Origin of the sequence: Bacillus sp. FJAT-45066 (genome assembly GCF_002335755.1) — a bacterium.
GTDB lineage: Bacteria > Bacillota > Bacilli > Bacillales > Bacillaceae_I > Bacillus_CD > Bacillus_CD alkalisoli.
Genome location: NZ_NISQ01000001.1, coordinates 3186132 through 3210316 on the forward strand (window position 1 = coordinate 3186132; position 24185 = coordinate 3210316).

Consider the following 24185-nt stretch of genomic DNA (forward strand, 5'->3'; position numbering starts at 1 on the left):
GGAAATACAATGAGTCAAGAAGCATTAGGAATGATCGAAACTAAAGGTTTAATCGGTGCAATCGAAGCGGCAGATGCAATGGTAAAAGCAGCAAACGTAACATTAGTTGGGAAAGACCAAATAGGTGGGGGCCTTGTAACAGTAATGGTACGCGGTGATGTTGGCGCAGTTAAAGCAGCAACAGAAGCTGGAGCAGACGCAGCAGCACGTGTTGGTAACTTAGTATCTGTACACGTGATTCCACGTCCAAACATTGAGGTTGACGGAATTTTACCGAAAGCATAATCGGTAAAGAATGATGGATCAAGCCATTCAATCTTACATTAAAAGTCTAGTAAAAGATGCCATTCAAGAGGTATACCGGCAGCAACCAACTAAAGGGATAACAGGTCGCCAAACATATGTGGTGGCAAACTGGAAAATGAATAAAACACTCTCAGAAGCAGCATCATTTGTGCAAGAGATGAGTAGTATCGAAGGAACATCCGTTGTTATTTGTCCTCCAACGCAATTGTTATACCAGGTTCGACTTTTATTAGAACAACAAGGTTTATCAGTTAAAGTTGGCGCTCAAAACGTCCACCAGAAGGATAGTGGGGCATTTACTGGCGAAACATCAGCAGAAATGTTGAATGATATCGGGTGTGAATTCGTTATTATCGGACATTCCGAACGAAGACAATATTCGAACGAATGTGATGCTCTTGTGAACAAAAAAGTGCAGCAAGCCATTGGATCTAATCTAACACCAATCATTTGTATCGGTGAAACGCTAGAAGAGAAAAACAATGGCCAAACAGAGCGAGTTTTAACGAAACAAATTTTAGGCGCACTACAAGATATACAATCTAGTAACTTTTTGGTAGCTTACGAGCCTGTTTGGGCAATTGGAACAGGACAATCCGCAACAGCAGAACAAGCGCAAGCAACACACAAATATATCCGTGCTGTTTTACAAGAAGTTGTTGGTTCGACGGCAGAATCTATCTCTATCCTTTACGGAGGTTCTGTAAACGAATCAAACGCAAAAGAATATGCTAGCCAATCAGATATAGACGGTGTACTCGTTGGTGGAGCTAGCTTGAAGGTTCAGACATTTGAACCAATTATTCACGTATTTGCCAAAGGAGATAACTGAGATGAAAAAAATAGCGATTGGTAGCGACCATGGTGGATACGAATTAAAAGAAACGTTAAAGAAGCACTTAACGGAGCTAGGCTATGAATACCTTGATTTTGGCTGTAAAGATAAAAATGCAGTCGACTATCCAGACATTGCATTCCTAGTTGGGGAGTGTGTAGCAACGAACCCTGATTATGTTGGAGTTATGATTGATGGTGTTGGTGTTGGTAGTGGTATGGTTTTAAATAAAATTCCAGGCGTTCGCGCAGCAGTTTGTTGGGATTTATCTTCTACCATTAATAGCCGTGAACATAACAACGCTAACGTACTATCTATCGGTGGACAGTTTATCGGTGAAGGTTTAGCAAAACAACTCGTAAAAACATGGTTAGAAACAGATTACGCAGGTGGTCGTCACGATCGCCGTGTTACGAAAATTATGGAAATTGAAAGCCGTTTTATTAAGCGTTGAAAGCAGGTTTTATAAATGTTCGTAGCAAGAGTCATCGGAAACATGTTTTGTACACATAAAGATGAGAATTTAAAGGGATTAAAACTGCTTATTGTTCAACCAGTAGACGAACAATTACAGGATAAGGGCAAACCGATTGTGGCAATTGATACGATAAAGCAAGCTGGCGTTGGTGACTTAGTTTACTTGGCAAAAAGTAACGAGTCTTCCATCCCCTTAAAGAAAGACCTTGTCCCATCAGATGCTGGGATACTCGGAATCATCGAATATTACAACGTAAAACGAATGGAGGAAATATAAAATGAGTAACGCATTAGGAATGATCGAAACTAAAGGTTTAGTAGGTGCTATTGAAGCAGCAGACGCAATGATGAAAGCAGCAAATGTTTCTTTAGTTGGTAAAGTTCAAGTTGGCGGCGGTTTAATTACAGTAATGGTACGCGGTGATGTAGGTGCAGTTAAAGCTGCTACTGAAGCTGGTGCAGATGCAGCACAACGCGTTGGTGAATTTTTAGGAGTACACGTAATTCCTAGACCACACCAAGATATCGAAAAAATTCTTCCTCAAGCAAAATAATGAAACTCGCGAAGGTTGTTGGAAATGTCGTTTCGACGATTAAAACACCGAGCCATCAAAATAAAAAGCTTATGGTAGTCGTTCCAGTCGATACAGATGGAAATAAATGTGGAGATGCGTTAATAGCATTCGATCGCTTTCACGCTGGAATTGGCGATTATGTTTTAGTATTAGAAGAAGGTGGAGCAGCAAGAGACATCTTAGAAGATCCAGACGGTTCTTTTGATGCAGTCATTGCTGGAATCGTTGATCGATTACATTAAGAAGAGGTGAAATTGGATGCAAACGCAAATGGATGCGCTAGTCGAACAAATTACGAATAAAATTATGGAACAACTTACAAATAAACAAGAGCTAAGCAACACAACTCCAGCTCAAGCGACATCGAATGCCGCACCTACATCAAACGCAGCATTCTCTAGCATTATTACAGGTCCATCTATCGCAAGAATGATTGATCACACATTATTAAAGCCAGATAGTACTCATGAGCAAATTGTGAAGCTTTGTGAAGAAGCAAAAGAATACAACTTTGCAACGGTATGTGTGAACCCTTACTGGGTATCTACAGCTGCGAAAGAATTAAAAGGTACTAATGTTGGAATTACAACAGTTGTTGGTTTCCCATTAGGTGCAACAAACTCATACGTGAAAGTAGCAGAAACTCGCGATGCAATTGCTAGTGGAGCTACAGAAATCGATATGGTAATGAACATCGGTGCTCTTAAATCTGGAGACTTTGAAACAGTGAAAAAAGACATCGAAGCAGTTGTATTAGCAGCTAAAGGTCATGCACCAGTAAAGGTTATTATCGAAACAGGCTACTTAGAGACAGAAGAAAAGAAAAAAGCTTGTATTTTAGCGAAAATGGCCGGAGCAGACTTTGTTAAAACATCAACAGGTTTCGGACCAGGATGTGCAACACCAGAAGATATCAAGCTAATGAGAGAAGCAGTAGGACCAGACATCGGTGTGAAAGCTTCTGCATGTGTAAGAGATTTAGATACTGCTAGAAAAATGGTACAAGCTGGAGCAACGAGAATTGGCGCTAGCTCCGGTATCGCAATCGTAACAGGCGGTAAAGGTACAGGGTACTAAATTCTATTAATTTTAGATGTGCCAAAGAATAATATTGATTTTGATAGGTATCTAGCTGTTGATTGTAGTGCAAGTCGGAGGTTCCTGTGGGAGAAGCGGGAGACGGGAGACCCCACAGGCGAAGCCAAGGAGTAGGTTTTTTCACGCTAGTGAAAATAACCATCCCAGGCCGCCCGTGGAAAGCAAAGACTTGCGCGGAAATCAACAGCGATATTAAATAGAGTCTTATTTTAAGGCAAGGTAAAAGTGAAAGAGAGTTCTCTCAAGAGCCATTCAACTTTAACCTTGCTTTTCTTTTATTCTGTACTATTGAAAAATTCTAAAAATTTTATTATAATAATATTAATTGTAATCGCTTACATAACAAAGGGGTGTAAAACATGGAATATATCGGCCACCAATTAAAATATGCAAGAGAAAGACAAAATATTGATATAGAAAAATTAGCAGCATTAGTCGGAGTTACCGAAGAAACGATTGTGGAAATTGAAGAGGGAAAGTTAGACACGCAAGTTTCTATTTTATATAAGCTATCAGATATTTTAAAAGTGTCGTTTAAGATCGGCGATATGTCGATCTAATTTAGAGTTAAATAATTTTATATGTTTTTAATAGTGGGGATGAACTTCAGTTGTTTAAATGGGGTTCATTTTTTGTTTTGTAAGGAAAGGTTAATTTCGTTCTATTAATGAAGTTCAACTACGGAAAAATTTCAGCCCTCGATGAACTTCATAAGGCCGATGAAGTTCAACTACGGAGAAAATTCAGCCCCCAATGAACTTCATAAGGCCGATGAAGTTCAACTAAGGAGAAATTTCAGCTCCCAATGAACTTCATAAGTCCGATGAAGTTCAACTACGGAGAAAATTTAGCTCCCAATGAACTTCATAAGTCCGATGAAGTTCAACTACGGAGAAAATTTAGCCCCCAATGAACTTCAAAAGGCGAATGAAGTTCATTTTGACTAATAAAAAAGGAGAAAGTGAACTTGATAAGGTCGATGAAGTTCATTTAGCCAAAGAAAAAAGAAGAAAGTGAACTTGATAAGGCCGATGAAGTTCATTTTGACTAAGAAAAAAGAAGAAAATGAACTTCATCATCAAAGATCAATCAATATACCTCCTGGCCCCAGCATATTCCGCCGCATATATTCCTGTTTGAAACGAAACAATCTCGATGCTTTTACTAGAATTAGGAGAATGGATCATTTGACCATTTCCGATATACATTCCAACATGGTGAACGCTGCCCTTTCCATTTTCATAGGCGAAAAAGAGTAGGTCACCAGGTTGTAGATCACTTTTTGCAACAGCTATCCCTGCCTTAAATTGAGCAGACGCATCGCGCGGTATATAGATGCCATGTCGTTTATAAACAGAATGGGTAAAACCAGAGCAATCATAGCCATAGCCAGTTGTACCAGCCCATAAATAAGGTAACCCTAAAAATTTCATTCCTGATTCTACTACATCGCCAGGTTGTGGCTTTGGTATAGAACTCTCATTATCTACTACTAAAACATGTTCTTTCCTCATATATTTAAACTCATCTGCAGGGGTATATACTTTTATCCAATCTGCCCCCTCCTTCACAACTGGAAGTCTCGTATTGAAGCTAATGTCCATAAAGGGGTTAGAGAAACTCGCATTATGATACAAAGTCGTTGTATTAGCGTCTACAATAGCTAGCTTACAATTTGGGTAGGTAGTCTCGACTTCACTAATATGGGAAGCTGGCACCCAACCTGGGTAACCAGTTGCGTTTTTAGGTGTTGATTGATCGTGTACTGCAACCTCAATCCAATCACCTTTACTTTGCAAAATGGTTACTTCTTGACCGTACAAGGCTTGTGTTTCCAGTTTTCCAACGAGCCATAGCTTATGATCGACACTCAAGCTTTTCGTCCATTTTTCTAAATCAACAGGCGTCGTTAAAGAAGGTTCATCTAACGATCGATTTTCGCCAGGTTCTAACCATAGGGAGGTTGCTGCAACGTTCACTACATGACCTTTTTCTAGTTTTGGTTTCACACATCCGTTCACATACCTTTTTTTCTCATCAGGCAGTTGAGCTACAAAAAGAGCGAAGGGTGAGTTTGTAACCGAGCTATAGAAAGGCATAAGTTTACTATACGAAAACAATGGTATTTTCTGTTGTGAGTTTGACACAGTAATACTATTTGTTGCAAAAGTACTATTTGTAGTAAAAAGGAATGTGAAAACTAGTAAAATGAATAATAACTTTTTCCTCATAAAATCACCTATTTCTTCAAACTGTCTATCTTTTAAGTTTAATAGAAATAGATGTAAAAAAATACAACATTATTCCTTTAAAACAAATATTTTCTTTGTTTTTCATATAAAAAAGAGCTATGTGAATACATAGCCCTAAAAAATCCTACCATTCTTTCGGTTCATAATTTAATTCTTCAAACAGCTTCTTTTTTTCCTTCTTCGTTAAGTCACGCCATTGGCCGACTGGTAAGTTACCTAATTGAATGTTCATGATTCGCACACGTTGCAAACGGTACACCTCGTACCCTAACTCTGAGCACATGCGTCGGATTTGACGATTAAGTCCTTGTGTTAAAACAATATTGAAGTCGTATTTAGATAGAGGAGTAACTTTACAAGGTAACGTTTTCGTTCCTAATATCTTTACTCCTTCGGACATGCGTTTTACAAATTCGTCCGTTATTGGCTTGTCTACAGAAACGATATACTCTTTCTCATGTTGATTTTCTACCCGTAAAATTTCATTTACGATGTCTCCATCATTTGTCATTAAAATTAACCCTTCGGAATCTTTGTCCAATCTTCCAATATTAAAAATACGCAACGGATGATTAACAAGGTCAACTATGTTCCCTTTTACATTCTTTTCTGTCGTACTTGTAATGCCAACAGGTTTATTTAAGGCAATATAGACATTGTCACGGGCAACTCTAATTTGATTACCGTTCACTCGAATATCATCACCAGGATTTACTTGATCACCAACTTTGGCTACTCTCCCGTTGATTCTTACTCTACCCTCTTCAATTAGCCTGTCTGCACCACGGCGAGATGCGACACCTGATTCACTAATAAATTTATTTAAGCGCATACTTTGCACATCCTTATGAAAATGATTCTTTAAATAGAATAACGAACTCTGTTTGTATTCTCAAGTTCTGTTTATTTTTCATAAAGGAAAGGAAGTAAAGAAATAATAAAGAATATTTCTCAAGGAGGTAATAGTAAATGAAGAAAGTGCTTTTACGAATGAAGGAAAGCATTTGGGTGATACCTAGTATTTACTGTACTATCTCCTTTGTCCTTACGTTAGTAGTTTTATATGTGGATATGGTACATAGTGATTTTCTTCAAAATAAAATTCCTATCTTACTCATGACAAGTGTAGACTTAGCGCAAATAATACTAGGAACCATTTCTGCTGCTTTATTAACGATGACGACGATTACTTTCTCTACCATAATGGTCGTTCTAACAACATATACATCTCAGTTTTCGCCACGTACGTTAAAAGATTTTGTTACAAAATCCTCTACTATGAGGGTGCTTGGTGTATTTTTAGGGGCATTCATTTATTCGATTGTCACGTTATTATTTATGAGAAAAGGTACCATCGATCACCCCGTCATTTCTGCGTCGGTTGGCGTAACGGTAGCGATCATCAGCTTGGCTTTTTTTGCCTACTTTATTCATAATGTAGCAACATCTATTCAAGTGAGTAATTTAATCTATCAGTTAACAGAGGATGCATTGAAAACAATTAAAGACGAAGAAAGAGATATAGAGAATGCTAATAAAGAAAAGAAAGACCAACCTATTGAACCTCCTGAAAGATTCACATCTGTCCACGCGGTTAATGGAGGAACATTTGGCTACATACAACTAATGGACTATAAAAAGCTGTATGAACTAGCGGAAGAAAAAGATTATTATATTGAACTTAAAGAGTATATTGGACATTATGTATCAAAGGAAAGTGTTATATTACATATTTTCCATAAAGAGAAAGAGTTGAAATTTGAAATAGATGATTATATTACGATTGGTCAAGAAAGGACACCGATACAAGATATTGAATTTAATATTATCAAAATGGTGGAGATAGCGTTACGTGCGATATCACCAGGTATTAATGATCCAAACACGGCAATTGATTGTATTCGTTTTTTACGTACACCGTTAACAGAAGCTTTGCAACGTGCAAGTAACTATGAGGTTTTTTACAACAAGGATAAAACACCAAGGTTGTTGAAAAAGCAGGAGAGTGTAGAACAATTACTTTATACGACGTTCTATCAACTAAGTCATTACGGAAGGCAAGATATTTCAATTTTATTAGCAGTAATGGACACATTAGATCATATTGCAGAACATAGCAAACAAGAAGTGAAAGTAGAAGTGATTAAGTTTGCTCAATATGTGTACCGAAAATTTGAAGAAGATTTGCTTGAGGAACTGGATAAAAAGCATTTAGATAGTAAAATGGAGAAATTCAAAGTGACCATACCATAGGATAGTGAGTGATCAAATATGTACATATTTGATCACTCGCTTTATTTTATATATAACTTTTTATTCAAAACGACAGAAAACGACCAAATACGACAAGTGCCTGGCACCGTTTATTCATAGAAACGGATATTTATGCTGGTGTTGTTCAGAGTTGGTGTGTAGGGAATTATAACCGTATGCATCAATTATGTAAGCGGTAAAATTTACTCATTTTTATCGACAAGTTTTTATTGTAATAAGTAGATTGAAAGTTTATATTATTAATAGCAAGTGAATAAAATTTATATACTAAAACAAATAATTTTACGGGGGTTTTTTCTGATGAAAAAAGGACTTTTTGTTCTTACAATTGTAATGATCGCAATGTCATTACTTGTTGCTTGTGGTAGCACTGGTGGAAGCGCTGACAAAATGAAAGTCGGTATGGTTACAGATGCTGGTACAATTGACGATAAATCTTTTAACCAAGGTTCTTGGGAAGGTGTTTTAAAGGCTGCAAACGAGTTAAACTTACAAGAGCGTTACCTGAAGCCAAACGGAACTACTGAGGCTGACTATGTAAAAGAAATCGACAACCTTTATGACGCTGGATATAAATTAATCGTAACTCCTGGTTTTAAATTTGAAACAGCTATTTTTGCTGCTCAAGCTAAATATGAAGATGCAAAATTTGTTTTAATTGATGGAGCTCCACATAACGGGGACTGGAACACATTAGTAGGAGATAACACAGTATCTATCTTCTTCGCTGAGCATGAGTCTGGATTCCTTGCTGGTGTTGCTACTGCTTTAGAATTACAAGATGCACAAGCTGGATTCATCGGTGGTATGGAAATTCCTCCAGTTCAAAAATTCAACTGGGGCTTCCAACAAGGGTTAGCTTATGCTAACGAAAACTTTGGAACGAACGTAACAATGGAAGCACAAAACGTAGTATACCAAGGTAGCTTCGATAACGTAGCTGCTGGACAACAAATCGCTGCTCAAATGTACGAGCGTGGTGTTGATGTAATCTTCGCTGCTGCTGGTGGAGTAGGTGTAGGTGCAATCAACGAAGCAAAAACTCGTGTTGCAACTGGAAGTGATGTATGGATGGTTGGAGTTGACGTTGACCAATACGCGGACGGATTATTAGAAGGTCAAGATAAGTCTGTAATCTTAACTTCTGCTATGAAACGTATCGACCAAGCTGCTTTTGACATGATTAAAGCAGAAGTAAACGGTGAATTCCCAGGTGGAGAAACATTAACATTCGATGCAAAGAATGACGGTGTTGGTATCCCTGCTGAAAATCCAAACTTAAGCAAAGAAACTACTGATAAAGTTTCTGAAGTATATAAGTTATTACAATCTGGTGATATCGTTGTATCTGGTGAGCAAGGCGACTTAATTAAATAATACTGTAAGATATTCAAACATTTGATAATGATTGCTTAAATTATTATAGGAGGCGGGAGGACCCGTCTCCTTTCTTGTACTAAAGGTCCCTAAAATGATTTACTTGAGTCCGTTTCATAATGTGGGACTACAATACGAAAATAGCATCGTAGTCTGTATTTATACACCTTAATAAACGAACATATTATTATGTATATCATTAAAATACTCGTTTTTCATTAAACGAACCGTAATTATGAAATTGATTCACTTAACAAAATACTTTAATAAAAACGGTAACCTACAATAAAGCACAGCCTAATTGTAAGTATAGCCGTAAAAATTTTAACTCTAGACATCAGACATCATACTTTTAGAATCTTTTGAATTTGTAATAGTTTTTATTGAATACGTTTTGTTAAAGAATAGTATTATTTATCTAACTTATCTAGCGGCTGATTGGAGCATATATCGTAGACTCCTGCGGGAGAAGCGGGGAGCGGGAGACCCCAGGCGCGAATGCGCCGAGGAGGCTCCCGGCCCGCCCGCGGAAAGCGGAGGCATATGCTCCAATCAGCAGCGGTCTTTAACAAATACATTAAATAAGACAACGAATGAAAGTCGATAGAAAAATATTTTTAAAAAGGGAGTTTACTAGATGGAATATGTAGTCGAGATGCTCAATATCCGGAAAGAGTTTCCTGGAATTGTTGCCAATGATGATATTACCCTTCAGTTAAAAAAAGGTGAAATCCATGCGTTACTAGGTGAGAATGGTGCAGGTAAGTCTACTCTTATGTCCATTCTATTTGGTATGTACCAACCAGATCGCGGTAGTATTAAAGTAAACGGAGAAGAAACAAAAATTAGCAATCCAAACATTGCGAACCGTTTAGGAATTGGAATGGTTCACCAACACTTTAAACTAGTAAGTAACTTTACCGTTACAGAAAATATTATGCTAGGTAACGAAACGACAAAATGGTTTACATTGGATTCCAAAACAGCCGGAAAACGTGTTGCGGAACTATCTAAAAAATATGGTTTAAACGTAGATCCACATGCAAAAATTCAAGACATCTCTGTTGGTATGCAACAACGTGTAGAAATTTTAAAAATGCTTTACCGTAATGCGAATGTTCTTATTTTAGATGAACCGACAGCAGTATTAACACCTCAAGAAATTGAGGAGTTAGGGAAAATCTTAAAGAACTTAATTGCTGAAGGTAAATCTATCATTATAATTACGCACAAGTTAAAAGAAATTAAAGCAATGGCAGACCGTTGTACCGTTATTCGCCGTGGTAAAACAATCGGAACGGTTAATGTAGCGGAAACAACAACAGAAAAAATGGCAGAAATGATGGTAGGGCGTAAAGTTTCGTTTAAAGTAGAAAAAAAGCAAGCAAATCCAGGTGAAGTTGTTTTAACTTTAAATAACCTTTCTGTAAAAAATAGCAAAGGTATTCTTGGACTAAAAGATGTTTCTCTTGAAGTGAAAAAAGGAGAAATCCTTGGTATTGCTGGGGTTGATGGAAATGGTCAATCGGAACTCGTGGAAAGTATTACAGGATTAAAACATGCGGAAACTGGCTCGGTTATTTATGAAGGGGAAGACATTACAAAAACCCCTGTTAAAGCAAGAGTAGCAAAAGGAATTGCTCATATTCCGGAAGACCGTCATAAACACGGTCTAGTTCTTGACTATACAATTCAAGAAAACATGGCATTACATGTTTATCATAAAAAACCATTCTCTAAGCGTGGCCTATTAAACTTTAAAGCAATGAAAGAACACGCAGATAAAATTATTAAAAGTTTTGATGTTCGTTCCGGTCAAGGCGGCGATTCTATTTCAAGAAGTTTATCTGGTGGTAACCAACAAAAAGCTATCATTGGTCGTGAGATTGAGTTAGATCCAACGCTATTAATTGCCGTTCAACCAACGCGTGGATTAGATGTAGGTTCTATTGAATATATTCATAAACGTCTTATTGAACAAAGAGACAATGGAAAAGCGGTATTGCTTGTATCATTAGAATTAGATGAAATATTAAATGTATCGGACCGTATTGCCGTTGTGAATAACGGACAATTAGTCGGAATTGTAAACGCTTCGGAAACAAACGAGAACGAAATCGGACTTATGATGGCCGGAGTGGAGAAGGAGGTAAAAGAATGAGAAGCACCGTAGTTTCTTTACTCGCTGTCTTATTCGGTCTTATTGCTGGTGCAATCTTAATGGCACTAACAGGCCATAATCCGTTTTTAGGATATCAATATTTATTCGAGGGTGGACTAAAGAACATCTCGAGAATTGGTAATACACTTGCAACGGCAACACCATTAATTTTTACTGGGTTATCTGTAGCATTTGCATTCCGTACAGGTCTATTTAACATCGGAGCAGCAGGACAAATGTTGTTTGGCGGATTTTGTGCAACAGCAGTTGGTTTATCTATCAGTGCACCGCAACCGATTTTAGTTGGTTTAATGGTTCTTGCTGGTTTCTTAGGTGGAGCTGCTTGGGCGTTTATACCTGGTATTTTAAAAGCAAAATTCAATGTACATGAAGTAGTTTCTACCATCATGATGAACTGGATTGCTTATTGGACGATTTACTATGCAGTGCCAGCTTATTTTAAAGGTGAATTTTTAGAAACAGAATCGAAAAAATTACCTGATGGAGCTACGTTAAGAGTAGGATTTTTAACGGACTTATTCGGTGGCTCTTACGTTAATTTAGGCTTGTTTGTTGCAGCCATTGCAGTTATCGTTGTGGCTTTCATTATTAATAAAACAACATTAGGTTACGAATTAAAAGCAGTAGGTTATAACCGTGATGCAGCAGAGTATGCGGGTATTGCTGTTAACCGTGGAATCGTTACTTCTATGTTAATTTCCGGTGGACTAGCTGGTCTTGGTGGAATGGCACAATATACAGGTAATGCTACAAGCATGCAGATTGGTATTTTGCCAACACAAGGTTTTGACGGGATCGCAGTAGCGTTACTTGGGGCAAACACAGCAGTTGGGGTATTATTTGCAGCGATTTTCTTCGGTATTCTTTACTCTGGACGTGGATTTATGAATGCGATGACAGATATTCCACCAGAGATTGCTGATTCAATCATTGCCATTATTATTTATTTTGCTGCAGCAAGTATTTTAATTGAACGACTAGTAACTTACGTGTTGAAAAAACGTAGGAACAAGAAGTCTAGTACTGTAGAGAAAAAGGAGGAGAAATAGTATGTGGACATTGATACAACAAATAGCGCCATATGCGATTATTTTTACGATTCCTCTTTTAATCACAGCATTAGGTGCGTTATTCAGTGAACGAAGCGGTGTAGTAAACATCGGTTTAGAAGGATTAATGGTAGTGGGAGCCTTTACAGGAGCATTAGTGATTGTTAATATGCAAATGATTTGGCCAGGAGAGCAGAAAGCGTTATGGCTAGGCTTATTGATAGCAACGATTGCTGGGATGTTATTTTCTTTACTACATGCGTTTGCAAGTATTAACTTAAATGCAAACCAAATTATTAGTGGTACGGCTATCAATATGATTGCTGGAGCAATTACAGTGTTCTTAGCCCGTACTATTACTGGTAGTGGGAACATCCGTATTAACAGTTTCTTACCTTTTGATGTGACGTTCTTATCCTTATCAGACATACCGATTATCGGAAGTCTATTATTTACAAGAACATATCCAACTACATGGTTAGTATTAATCATTCTAGCTCTTAGCACCTTCGTTTTATATAAAACAGCATTTGGCTTACGTTTACGTTCTTGTGGGGAGCATCCACACGCGGCAGAAGCAGCTGGTATTAATGTTAGAAAGATGCGTTACATCGGTGTTATGATCTCTGGTGCCTATTCAGGTCTTGCTGGAGCTATTATCGTAACGACGTTTGCTGGTGAGTTTACAGGTACGGTTGCAGGACTTGGATTCTTAGCGTTAGCATCCTTGATTTTCGGTCAATGGAAGCCACTTGGAATTTTAGCGGCAACGCTATTCTTCGGTTTTGCTAGTACAATTGCAAACGTATCACAAGTTATTCCATCACTGGCTATATTCCCACCAGTGTTACTAAAAATATTCCCATACGTTGTAACGTTACTTGCGTTAATCGTATTCTCTAAATCTTCACAAGCTCCAAAAGCAGTTGGAGAACCTTTTGAGTCAGGGAAAAGATAAAAACTTTTAAACCGAGTAATAAACTCTACTAATAGGAGTTTATTATTCGGTTTTTTTAGTTCAGATGGATTGAAACACAAAGTTGGAAGATTGAAATAGAAATGCATAAGATTGAAACACAAATGTATGGAATTGAAACAAAAGCATAGTTAAAATATGTCTAAACTCAAGATTGAAACACAAATGCAGTAAATTGAAACACAAACAAATTAGATTGAAACACAAATCGAAAAAATTGAAACACAAATTGACACGAAGCATTCAGCTTTTAACAAAAACATCTTCATTTTTAAGATGTATTTTTATTTTAGGCTGTGTAAAAGATTAATGTTGATTTTTAATAGAATCTAGTTGTTGATTGGAGCGCATGTTGTAGACTCCTGCGGGAGAAGCGATGAGGAGGCTCCCGGCCCGCCCGCGGAAAGCGGAGACATGCGCTCCAATCAACAGTGTTGTTTAATAGAGCCTTATTTTAAAAACCACTTAATACCATAGCAGAAGGAAGTATTTGTGAAGTGACAGAAAATTATAATTCATTTTTAAAAATCTATTACCACAACATATAAAGTATGTTATACATAGTATAGGTCACTAGTATAAAAGACCTAAAGCACAATACTTTCACCTAAATATTATGAATACAGCTATATAAAAAGGCTCATATGTAACCGATAAAAAAGTAAGCAAGGAAAGGAAACCATCTGGCATTTTGTGAGGGGAAATTTTATGAAGAAAAATACGATAATGATGCAGTTACTTACAAAAATAGGCGTAATAATAGGGATCATAACAGTCACTACATTCCTCCTTGGATACGGCTTTGTAAAAATAAAGTTTGAAGAATACCAAGCAGAACAAATAGATAATGCGACTAGTATCGTAAAATTTGCAATGGAGTCTACGCAAAACTCAGCAAATACGATCGAAAATATGATAGAACGAAAACTCTATGCTTCTTCTAAAGGGATAACATCTGAATTAAGAGGAAGGTCAGCTTCTAGTATCACGATGGAAGAATTACGTGTTTTAGCGGATGAATGGGCTGTGAAAGAAATTACCCTTTGGGAGAGACAAGGGGATGATATTGTAGTGACACAATCCTCTGATGAAACACAAATAGGATTAAGCTCTAAAAACTGGGGATATTGGTTTACGGCTTTTAACGAGTTAATGTCACTTCAATCGGTAACCGTTGACGAAGGTTTTGCAATGGACAACTACTGGGTAGGTCCTATTTCTAAAGCAGAATTATTTGACCATATTTTTTATAAGTTTGCTTATTATTATGACGGAACAACAGATTTTATGGTGAACCCTTTTATTGAAGACTTCGACATATATGAACATACATTTGAAAGTGGCCCTTCGCAAATTATAGAAAATATTATTGATGAATATAAAGACATGGAAGAAATAGCAGTCATCAACGTTTCAGCATGGAAAAAAGGAGAAAGCAATCAAGTAATTGAACCGAATACGGACTTACCGGTACTGTATGGAACACATACGATTGCATTAGATACAGACGGTGAACTATTCGAACAAGTTCTAGCTACAAAACAAAATGCTAGCTACCAGTTCACACATGATGGTGTAACCTATAATAAAATTTATAAGTACTTACCAAATGAGTACTTACCAAATGAACGTGTTATGACGATGGTAATAGATTTAACTAGAAAAAAGCAGTTTGAATTGTTTCTAGCACTGATCTATATAGCATCTATCTTTATTCTTTTCATCTCTTTATATAGTATTATTCGCTATATCATTAAAAGACATCTATATCCGTTACCGTCTATAGTGGACCATATACAACAAATGGCTCAAGGGGATTTATCCGAAACGCTACATGTGAAAGAAAAAAATGAATTAGGTTGGCTATCCCAACAAGTAAATGAAATGACGAATAAATTTGAACAGTTAATTGCTGGTGTGAAAGAAGACTCACACGCACTCGTTGTAGTATCCAACCTACTATCTCAACAAGTACACAATTCTGTAAAAACAATGACAGAGACAGCTACACAGATGACGTCAGAGTCAAAAGATAATATGCTTGAAATTGAACTAGCATTTGAAAAACTACAAACGTTGTTCCGATCGCTAGAGGAAAGTAAGTTAGGAGATCTAAGTGGTAATGGTTGTGTGGAATGTACAAAACCGATAATGACCGCCGTCACAGAGATCCAATGGAAAATGACAGAATTAGAACGAATAATGAAGGATCATACCGTACAGACAACACATATAACCGTTATGTTCTACGATACGTTACAAGAATTAAACGAAGCAATTCAAAAGATGGAAAGCCTATCAAATGATCTAAATAACAAGATAGAAGTTTTTAAGGTGAGAGACTGATATTTGAAGTGACCAAAGCCCACGGTATAATTCGTGGGTTTTTTGTATGCATCGCTTTATTTACAAATTTATACATGTGCCTGGCACCTGTAACATATTTGTTACAAATATGTACTAAATATAGTTTAAAGGTCTTAAATTAATTGTTTCCTACGTATGCTATAGAAGTATGAATTTGGGGTAAGTGTATAGTATTGAGTTTTGCTTTAACATATTTAAGGTGAAATGCCGGATAATTATTGCTATCTAGCTGTTGAATTCCGTGCAAGCCGAAGAAGACTCCTCGAAAATGCTACCGCATTTCCTTCGTGCGATGTACGCTCCCGCAGCCTTCCTTGTCCTGCGGGAAAAGCGGGAACCGGGAGACCTCACAGGCGCTATGCGCCGAAGAGGGGGTTTTTTCACGACAGTGAAAATAACCTTCCTTTTTCCCACCCGCGGAAAGCGAAGGTTTGCGCGGAATTCAACAGCGGTTATTAGTATTGCCTAGTAAAAAAGTAAGACTAGGAAATTGGAGGTAAGAAACAAAGATGGAAAAACAACTAATTAATAAAACGTTTTACGAGACGTTATGGACAGATAACCAACTACACCCGATTCAAGTATTAGGGGAAGCATACATGGAGGAACAGGCAAACGATATACATGACGTATCATCGATTCGCTACGCACAAGGGGAAGTATACTTTGAGCATAAAGATTACGAGGCTGCCATTTTTAAATGGGAAAATGTCACGAATGAACTAGAGCCGTGGGCAAAAAAGAACATAGCCGATGCTTACTATGAAATTGGACTTCTAGCAGAAGCAGAAGACATCTACACAAGCGTTCAAACAGAAAGTAAAACACTGAAAGTAGAAGTATCATTACAACTATTTACTTTATACTTAGAACGCAAAAAAATGGAGTCAGCATACAAGAGTATCAAACGTGCAATCGCTGTTGACCCTGACTATCCAAATGTTACATCCATTGCAAAAGTGTTTTATGAAGAACAAAACGATCATCAACATGCTGTAGAACTTGCTGTTAGTGAAATCATCCGAACAGAAAGTACCGAGTGGATTCATATTTTCAAATCCTATATAGACAATGGATTTGCGAAAGAATTTGACCCACGTTATTTTGTCGAAGTGCTACATGTCGTTAAGGCGATTGGTCATAGAGAATTTGTATTGCTGCTTACATCGTTATGGGTAAGCTATCGCACAAGTGACAATTATTTTGCGTGGATTAATACGGTGAATGAACTTATTTTCTCTATCCAAACAGAAGAAGGAGAAAACTGGCTATCTATATCCTCCTTGCTTCAAGAAGGATATTTACACCTTTTAGAAGGGGAATACGCCGTTCATCAGCTTCAAAAAATTGTACCAGACACATTAGAAAATTGGCTTAAAATATCAGATGAAAAGAAATCCTTATTTCCCGCAGCTGCGATTATGGCATGGACAGAAGTATTTCCAACAGCATTCAGTAGCACAACATTACAACGAGCAGAACAAAGTATGTTCTACTACCAGCACGACAATATAACATTATCAACGATGCTGGAACTTTATCAATCTATTCAAAAGTGGGCGCAAAAAAATGACCTTCCAGTTTCACACTTTGATCAATGGTTATTTTTAAACCTTCGTGATACTTCCAAGCAACACATACATGTGGAAAGCTATCAAGACGGCGTAAAAGGTAAGCTACTTCATGAAATTCTAGAAGAAAACATCTTAGTAGAGAAGAAGCTAACTTATTATATGACTGGTAGTACAGAAGAGGCAAGTATGGCTGTTTTAGACGAAAATGGGGTACAAAGCGTCAAAGATTTCACGGAAGTAGATGAAAACAAAGTCGTTGAGTTAAAATGGCCGTCCAAATTTTTAGACGAAAATCATTTCTCAATCAGCACGTCTGTTGGAAATGTGAATAATAGGGAAGCAAAGAAATTAGCTCAGCTTGCCGATGGTTTTGTCTATGTGATAGATGTAGACACCGAGTTTACAGATGGAGAATTATTATCTATTTTGAATTGGAAAGAAAAAATGCCAGAGCAAATGATTCAGTTTATTTTACTTACAGAAGATGCTGTACATTCTAGAAATGTAGAAATAGTAAGTACGATGTTGAAAGAGCAAATCCATGCTTCGAGTATCCATACAATGGCTAAAAACAGTAAGCAGAAAGACTTTGTTTCTATTGTAAATAAAAATATTACAGTAAACGAAGGCCTTCTAGAAGAAATGCGATCATTGAAGTTATTATATGCCATCAGATCTGTTTACAATGAGGTATTAAGCAATCGTGGGGCGATGGAAAGTAAGCTAACTAACACCATTACATTCCATGAAGATATATTAAGTAGACTACAAGCCCTAGTTACTCATCTAGAAGAAGACCAAGGTGAGAAAACGAGAGAGTTAATGGAGTCGTACCGAGTAGTAAAGTTTGAGATGCAAGCAGAATTAAAAAGAGCGGTGCCACACTTATTACAAGGAACGTCTGAACTAATTCATGAAGACAGTGACTTCAGCCAAATGCATAATGAGTTAAATGAGGAAATGAATAGAAGAATTCAGGAGTACTTAAATAATGAATTAACACCAAAATATTCCGATGCATTACGTCATTGGCTTCAAGAAGCACATGCGCATTTAAATGAAATTCAAGGTTACTTAACGGATATGAGTGAATCATTCAATGGGTTGTATCGTCGTGACAAAGTAAATTTAGTAGCAGATTTCCAAGTAGTAGAAGATTGGCGCCGTGATATTCATCGTATTATTAGCAGAGCGGAAGTTGGCCATTTAAACATATTAAATCGCCAAAATCCTGTTCAATTTATGTTAAAAGGTGCTGGGCTTTTATTTAATAAGCTCCCACAAAATAAAACATTTTTATATACACAATATAAAAAGTATATAGAAAATGAAAAGTATGAAGATATTACTGCTATCGTTACACAAAAATACTTCCTAGAGTTCGATTTATTTGAAAAATCATTGCGTAATGACGTAGTAACATTCTTAATGGAGCCATTTACACAACTAGATAGTACGATTCAAGATGCAGAGTCCGAGATTGCCAAAGCAACTAGAAAACTAGAATCAATGAAAGCAAACCCGGAAATGTACCAAGATCCACTAAAACTATTACATGTTCGATTAATGCAATACGAGTTTATGACAAAAGTATGTGCTGATCAAAAGATAGTTTACTCTAGATAAGAAGATGAACCTAACAGACCTTGAGTTTGTTAGGTTTTTCCCATTTAAAAGGATAATTCAATTCATTTCATAATTACGGTTCGTTTAATGAAAAACGAATATTTCAGTGAAATATACAATAATATGTTCGTTTATAGAATTCGATGCTATCATTCGTTTTTCGTATAGTAGATATACATTATGAAACGGACTCAATTACTAGTTTAATTATCCTTTTATACTTAGTGTCTTTTAGCTTACGGAAATCTCTATATTTAGAAAGTGACAAGTCTTTCATCCTGTTTATTTTTTTCACCCTAAGAAAATCGACATCAGGCACGAAATAATTGATGATTTCGACAAAAGTTTCTTATAACACCAAATTGTGGAATTAACAGGGGGATTTAGGACGATGAACAAAGAATTAACTGTCATTGCAAAAACGCGAGGTCAGCGCATTAGGGAGGAAAGAAGGGATCAGAAACAAGTACAAAAACGTAAAATGGCTAGTTATATATTAGCAGGTACTTTAGCTACTAGTGCTTTTATCACCGTAAATGTTACAAATAAAGAAGCGGCCTTCCAACTTGTACATAAAGTTCAAAGTGGCGAAACGTTATTCGGCCTTTCTCATCGATATGGGGTGTCTGTAACTGAAATTATGCAAGCGAATAAGCTATCATCTGACCTCATAAAAGTTGGACAGACTTTAACTATTCCGCAAAAAAACTCCCAATCTAGCCATCAAAGAAATACACAAAATGTAATACATAAGGTAGAAAAGGGTGATACACTTTTTTCTATTTCTCAAAAATATGGTGTGGCTGTTTCAGCTATTCAACAAGCAAATGGTCTAGTTTCGGACAGAATAGTAGAGGGTCAAAATTTACAAATTAGTACTTCTGTACAAGTACAATCATATAAAGTCTCACTAGGTGAAACGTTATTCTCTATTTCTAGAAAATTTGGAACGTCAGTAGAAAGGATAAAAAATGAAAATAAACTAGATAAAGATACTATTTTTGCAGGTCAACCGTTAAGAATTCCTAGTGGGACAACAAAAGTGATGCCAACTTCCACAAGTGTAACGCAAACCACTAGCAAGCTTATTCCGTTGGAGCAAGCAACTTATACAGTAGCACCGGGAGACACGCTTTGGAGCATCGCGCGCAGATATCAAACAACAGCTGGAGAGCTAAAGCATGTGAATGGAATGACACAAGAGCATGTCATTATAGGTCAAAAGCTAATTATTAAAGGAAAAGGCTTAGTACAAGCGAACGCTGAAGTTGTTGGCGTAGTAGACCAATCTTCTGTTGAATTTTTAGTAGAAGGCTTGAAGGAGCCAATCGTGTTACGCGTTGCTTACGGTACTGCCCAAAACTATGAGCTCATCTCTGGAGCAAAACTAAAGATTATATACAAACAATCTGAGCAACCAGCATTAATAGATTGTATATTTGCAAGTCAATCATTCTAACATCAAAGCAGGGGAAACCTTGCTTTTTTTATTTTTTTGGCTATGTTAAGGTTCTCTGTTGATTTCCGTGCAAGTCTTCGCTTTCCGCGGGCGGTAAAAAGGAAGGTTATTTTCACTGTCGTGAAAAAACCTACTCCTCGGCGCAGGCGCCTGTGGGGTCTCCCGCTCCCCGCTTTTCCCGCAGGACGAGGAAGGCTACGGCAGCGATACATCCTTCGTAAGGAAATGCGGTAGCATTTTCGAGGAGTCTCAGCCTTGCACGGAAATCAACAGGTATTGGTATATATTTATCAATACTAAGCTTTAACATAGCTATTTTTTAAAAAAAGTATTTCAAGTAAACTTTTTTAGGCAGTGGCGTCAATCTCATTTTTACATATAATGTTGACAGTCAGTTATGCCTAACGAGGGTGGAATAAAATGATAAGAGCAAAAATCGGATCAAATATATATTGGTATGATGGACAGCTAGAAAGGTACTTTGATAAATTTCGAGAAGGCATTGTAGGGATCCATCATCATTATGAAACTCCATATGGACGGAAAAAGATGATTTATGCAGATTGGACAGCAAGCGGACGGTTGTACGAACCTATTGAAAAGAAAATAACTTATACATTTGGCCCTAATATGGCAAATACACATACAGAGTCTAATGTAAGTGGAACGTTCATGACGGAAGCGTACGAAGAGGCAAGGAAAACGATAAAGCAACATGTTCATGCAGATGATGGAGATGTATTAATATTAGACGGATTTGGAATGACAGGGGTGATGAACAAACTTCAAAGACTTTTAGGGCTAAGAATACCTGAAGGATGGAGGGAAAAAGTAGACATTCCCAATGATGAGAAGCCAGTCGTATTCATTAGTCATATGGAGCATCACTCCAATCATACAACATGGCTCGAAACGATAGCAGATGTCATAATCGTACCACCAACTAAGGATGGCCAGATGGATACAGAGTTTTTAATAAAGAAGCTAAAGGGAAAGTACAAGTCAAGAAAGTGGAAAATAGGAGCATTTACAGCTTGTTCAAACGTTACAGGAATTGTAACACCATATCATAATCTAGCTAAAATCATGCATGAGCATGGCGGAATATGTATTGTAGACTTTGCAGCGTCAGCTCCTTATGTAGAAATAAATATGCACCCGAAAGATCCTATGGAAAAGCTGGATGCGATTGTTTTTTCTCCTCATAAGCTTTTAGGAGGTCCTGGGTCTAGTGGTGTGTTAGTCTTTGATTCAAAGTTGTGTAAAAATATAGCCCCAGACCATCCAGGTGGAGGAACGGTAAAATGGACAAATCCGTGGGGAAAGCACATTTATGTAGATGATATAGAAAGGAAAGAAGATGGAGGAACACCAGGAATTTTGCAAGCAATAAGGGCGGCACTTTCCATTAAATTAAAAGAAGAGATGGGTGTGGAAAACATCCGAAAAAGAGAGAACGAACTTATTGCGATACTGCTAAATTCTTTAAAGAAAATAAAAGGCGTCCAAATTCTTGAGGAAGGCCACAAGGACAGATTAGGAATCGTCTCGTTTGTGATGGAAGAGATTCATTATAATTTAGTCATACAATTACTCAATGACCGTTTCGGTTTTCAAGTAAGAGGTGGTTGCTCATGTGCAGGGACATATGGACACTACTTATTGAATATTGACCAGAAATCTTCAGAAGAAATAGCCTATTATGTGTTGGAAAAGGAAGACCTATCGAAAAAGCCAGGCTGGGTTAGGTTCTCTATTCACCCTACGATGAAAAACGAAGAAATACACTATTTTGTTCATGCTATTAAACAAATTGCAACCTACCATAAAGAATGGGCACAAGACTATTGGTATGACAAGAAACGTAACCTTTTTATATTCAAAGAAAGATTTCATCAGGATGTCGCTACAGAATTTACACTACCTTAGGAAATCGAAGACATATTTCCCGAGAAATAGACAATATGTTACAGGAATGTTAAAGGTGCCTGGCACTTTTAACATTCCTGTAATAATTCCATCTCCAATTAACACACAAAAAAGCCACTCTAAACGAGTGACTTTCCTTATATTTAATAGGGGGGTTAGAGAAAAATTTAAAAAGCTTATTTGGTTTAATAGAAACTATTAGCAACGGTCTGGTCTTTTACAACAACAACAACTTTACCGTGATCTAGCTTTTCTTCTAGTGCTTCCGCCTCAGGTTCGGTAAAACCTAATTCGCAGAATTGAGCACGTAGCTCATCGCCCTTACTTCGAAACACATTTTTCACATAAGTATCTAAACCTAACTCTTTCGCACCTACCGTATTGGCATCCGCGTTGTCGGCAATACGACTCGTACGGTCATTATCATGCGTAACAACAAAAATATCATCTTCACGGACACCTTTGAGCTTTAAAGAATCAATAGCATGTACTGCTTCCTCATCATTATGAAATTCCTTATAAATTGGTTTCATTTAATATCGCCTCCTTGATAGTACAAGTACCCGGATAACCAACGATGAAACATTTTTCATAAAAAAAAGTTTGTCTACAAACAATAAACACAACGAAAAACTAGGAGGAAATTAACGTTGATATACGATTGTATTATAATTGGTGGGGGCGTTGCAGGCTTACAAGCCGCCATTCAACTTGGGCGTTACAAACGAAAAGTGTTAGTCATCGACAACAACAATGGCCGATCATCCATTTGCCATAGCTACCACAATATTTTAGGCTGGCCTGACGGCGTCAGTGGAACATTTTTAAGAGAACAAGGTTATAAGCAAGCATTAAGCTACGGGGTAGAATTTTTACAAAAAGAAGTAATATCTGTTGAGAAAATGCCGGCAACTTTTTTTGTCACTATAGCAAGCGGAGCAATTTACGCAGCGAAGAAAATCTTATTATCTACCGGCGTTATGGACAACATCCCACCTTACCCAGCCATCCGTCCGTGTTTAGGTTTAACGGTATACGTATGCCCAGATTGCGACGGCTATGAAATTAAAGATAAGAGAACCATCGTTTTAGGAGCTGGCAATACAGGCGCCAACATGGCGTTAACAATATCTTATTGGTCAAACGAAATTATTTACATAAACGATCAGGAAACAGATGTTTCACAAGAACTTCTCGAGCAGATGAAAACTAAAAATATCGCCTATATAAATGTAGCTATAGAAGAAGTTTTGGCGGCTGGAGCTAATTTTCAAGGAGTGTTATTAAAAAATGGTGAAAAAGTAGAAGCGTCGCGAGCTTTTATTGCTTACGGCCAAAACGAAGTGAAATCAAATTTAGCCAAGGGGCTAGGTGTCGAGTTACTAGAAAACAAACATATTGTAGTCGACCCACGAACAAAAATGACCAACGTCGACGGCTTATGGGCAGCAGGAGACGTTGTCGCCCATTCCGAACAAGTAACCATCGCAATGGGAGAAGGATCTCAAGCCGCAATATGGATACATAAATCACTTCTTTCATAATGAACTGGATTGTTTTCAGTGGGATAGGTTAGTAATTTTTATATATTATTACAACCAAAGTTGATGAAAGCACGAGGCATGAGACTCCTCGAAAATGCATCCGCATTTCCTTCGTGCGATATATCGCTGACGAAGCCTTCCTTGTCCTGGAGGAACAGCGTGTCATGTGAGACCCCGCAGGCGCTAATATAGCGTCGAGGAGGCTCACGTGACCGCCCGCGGAAAGCGAGTGACTCGTGCTATCATCAACAGTTAGTATTAATGAACTTTCCAAGGGGCGTTCTG

21 protein-coding genes are annotated in these 24185 nt (G+C 37.4%); 18 read left to right on the top strand and 3 right to left on the bottom strand.

Annotated features, from left to right (window positions below; genetic code table 11):
• Nucleotides 1-9 precede the first annotated feature (9 nt).
• The 8 genes from CDZ92_RS16160 to CDZ92_RS16195 all read left to right on the top strand — a co-directional run bounded on the left by CDZ92_RS16160 (nucleotide 10) and on the right by CDZ92_RS16195 (nucleotide 3851).
• Complete coding sequence (locus CDZ92_RS16160) at nucleotides 10-285, top strand: BMC domain-containing protein (RefSeq protein ID WP_096157034.1); 276 nt, start codon at nucleotides 10-12, stop codon at nucleotides 283-285.
• Between the two features lie 10 nt (nucleotides 286-295).
• On the top strand, nucleotides 296-1138 hold the full coding sequence (gene tpiA / locus CDZ92_RS16165; RefSeq protein WP_227521415.1) for a triose-phosphate isomerase: 843 nt from the start codon (nucleotides 296-298) through the stop codon (nucleotides 1136-1138).
• A gap of 1 nt (nucleotide 1139) precedes the next feature.
• Entirely contained in the window at nucleotides 1140-1595 is a 456-nt protein-coding gene (locus CDZ92_RS16170) for an RpiB/LacA/LacB family sugar-phosphate isomerase (protein WP_096156248.1), read from the top strand.
• Between the two features lie 15 nt (nucleotides 1596-1610).
• A complete protein-coding gene (locus CDZ92_RS16175; RefSeq protein ID WP_096156249.1) occupies nucleotides 1611-1895 on the top strand; it encodes a EutN/CcmL family microcompartment protein in 285 nt (94 codons plus the stop codon).
• Nucleotide 1896: 1 nt separating this feature from the next.
• Nucleotides 1897-2172: a BMC domain-containing protein gene (locus CDZ92_RS16180; protein ID WP_096156250.1), complete on the top strand. Its 276-nt coding sequence runs from the start codon at nucleotides 1897-1899 to the stop codon at nucleotides 2170-2172.
• Nucleotides 2172-2435, top strand: a complete 264-nt coding sequence (locus tag CDZ92_RS16185; RefSeq protein WP_096156251.1) for a EutN/CcmL family microcompartment protein — start codon at nucleotides 2172-2174, stop codon at nucleotides 2433-2435. The genes CDZ92_RS16180 and CDZ92_RS16185 overlap by 1 nt, the downstream gene beginning before the upstream one ends.
• Nucleotides 2436-2622: 187 nt before the next feature.
• Nucleotides 2623-3270: a deoxyribose-phosphate aldolase gene (deoC, locus tag CDZ92_RS16190; protein ID WP_096157036.1), complete on the top strand. Its 648-nt coding sequence runs from the start codon at nucleotides 2623-2625 to the stop codon at nucleotides 3268-3270.
• A 380-nt stretch (nucleotides 3271-3650) separates the two neighbouring features.
• Entirely contained in the window at nucleotides 3651-3851 is a 201-nt protein-coding gene (locus CDZ92_RS16195) for a helix-turn-helix domain-containing protein (RefSeq protein ID WP_096156252.1), read from the top strand.
• A gap of 525 nt (nucleotides 3852-4376) precedes the next feature.
• Here the strand turns inward: CDZ92_RS16195 and CDZ92_RS16200 are convergent.
• Nucleotides 4377-5522: a C40 family peptidase gene (locus CDZ92_RS16200; RefSeq protein ID WP_096156253.1), complete on the bottom strand. Its 1146-nt coding sequence runs from the start codon at nucleotides 5520-5522 to the stop codon at nucleotides 4377-4379.
• Nucleotides 5523-5667: 145 nt separating this feature from the next.
• On the bottom strand, nucleotides 5668-6375 hold the full coding sequence (rluF, locus tag CDZ92_RS16205) for a 23S rRNA pseudouridine(2604) synthase RluF (protein ID WP_096156254.1): 708 nt from the start codon (nucleotides 6373-6375) through the stop codon (nucleotides 5668-5670).
• 137 nt (nucleotides 6376-6512) lie between these two features.
• Between rluF and CDZ92_RS16210 the strand changes: the two genes are divergently transcribed.
• From CDZ92_RS16210 to CDZ92_RS16250, 9 genes are all read left to right on the top strand, one after another.
• Complete coding sequence (locus CDZ92_RS16210) at nucleotides 6513-7796, top strand: DUF2254 domain-containing protein (protein ID WP_096156255.1); 1284 nt, start codon at nucleotides 6513-6515, stop codon at nucleotides 7794-7796.
• 321 nt (nucleotides 7797-8117) lie between these two features.
• On the top strand, nucleotides 8118-9194 hold the full coding sequence (locus CDZ92_RS16215; protein WP_096156256.1) for a BMP family lipoprotein: 1077 nt from the start codon (nucleotides 8118-8120) through the stop codon (nucleotides 9192-9194).
• Nucleotides 9195-9831: 637 nt separating this feature from the next.
• Nucleotides 9832-11355 carry an ABC transporter ATP-binding protein gene (locus CDZ92_RS16220; protein WP_096156257.1) on the top strand — a complete coding sequence of 508 codons (1524 nt, stop codon included), beginning with the start codon at nucleotides 9832-9834 and terminating at the stop codon, nucleotides 11353-11355.
• Entirely contained in the window at nucleotides 11352-12425 is a 1074-nt protein-coding gene (locus CDZ92_RS16225) for an ABC transporter permease (protein WP_096156258.1), read from the top strand. Before CDZ92_RS16220 ends, CDZ92_RS16225 begins: the two co-directional genes overlap by 4 nt.
• 1 nt (nucleotide 12426) lies before the next feature.
• Nucleotides 12427-13383, top strand: coding sequence for an ABC transporter permease (locus CDZ92_RS16230; protein WP_096156259.1), 957 nt, complete (start codon nucleotides 12427-12429; stop codon nucleotides 13381-13383).
• 726 nt (nucleotides 13384-14109) lie between these two features.
• Nucleotides 14110-15747, top strand: coding sequence for a HAMP domain-containing protein (locus CDZ92_RS16235; RefSeq protein WP_096156260.1), 1638 nt, complete (start codon nucleotides 14110-14112; stop codon nucleotides 15745-15747).
• Between the two features lie 530 nt (nucleotides 15748-16277).
• On the top strand, nucleotides 16278-18968 hold the full coding sequence (locus CDZ92_RS16240; protein WP_096156261.1) for a tetratricopeptide repeat protein: 2691 nt from the start codon (nucleotides 16278-16280) through the stop codon (nucleotides 18966-18968).
• Between the two features lie 391 nt (nucleotides 18969-19359).
• Entirely contained in the window at nucleotides 19360-20427 is a 1068-nt protein-coding gene (locus tag CDZ92_RS16245) for a muramidase family protein (protein ID WP_096156262.1), read from the top strand.
• 420 nt (nucleotides 20428-20847) lie between these two features.
• On the top strand, nucleotides 20848-22356 hold the full coding sequence (locus CDZ92_RS16250; RefSeq protein WP_096156263.1) for an aminotransferase class V-fold PLP-dependent enzyme: 1509 nt from the start codon (nucleotides 20848-20850) through the stop codon (nucleotides 22354-22356).
• Nucleotides 22357-22541: 185 nt separating this feature from the next.
• On the opposite strand, the gene CDZ92_RS16255 is transcribed toward CDZ92_RS16250, so the two are convergent.
• On the bottom strand, nucleotides 22542-22889 hold the full coding sequence (locus CDZ92_RS16255; RefSeq protein ID WP_096156264.1) for a general stress protein: 348 nt from the start codon (nucleotides 22887-22889) through the stop codon (nucleotides 22542-22544).
• Between the two features lie 117 nt (nucleotides 22890-23006).
• Here CDZ92_RS16255 and CDZ92_RS16260 point away from each other — a divergent pair, with 117 nt between their 5' ends.
• Nucleotides 23007-23900 carry an NAD(P)/FAD-dependent oxidoreductase gene (locus CDZ92_RS16260; RefSeq protein ID WP_096156265.1) on the top strand — a complete coding sequence of 298 codons (894 nt, stop codon included), beginning with the start codon at nucleotides 23007-23009 and terminating at the stop codon, nucleotides 23898-23900.
• Nucleotides 23901-24185 lie beyond the last annotated feature (285 nt).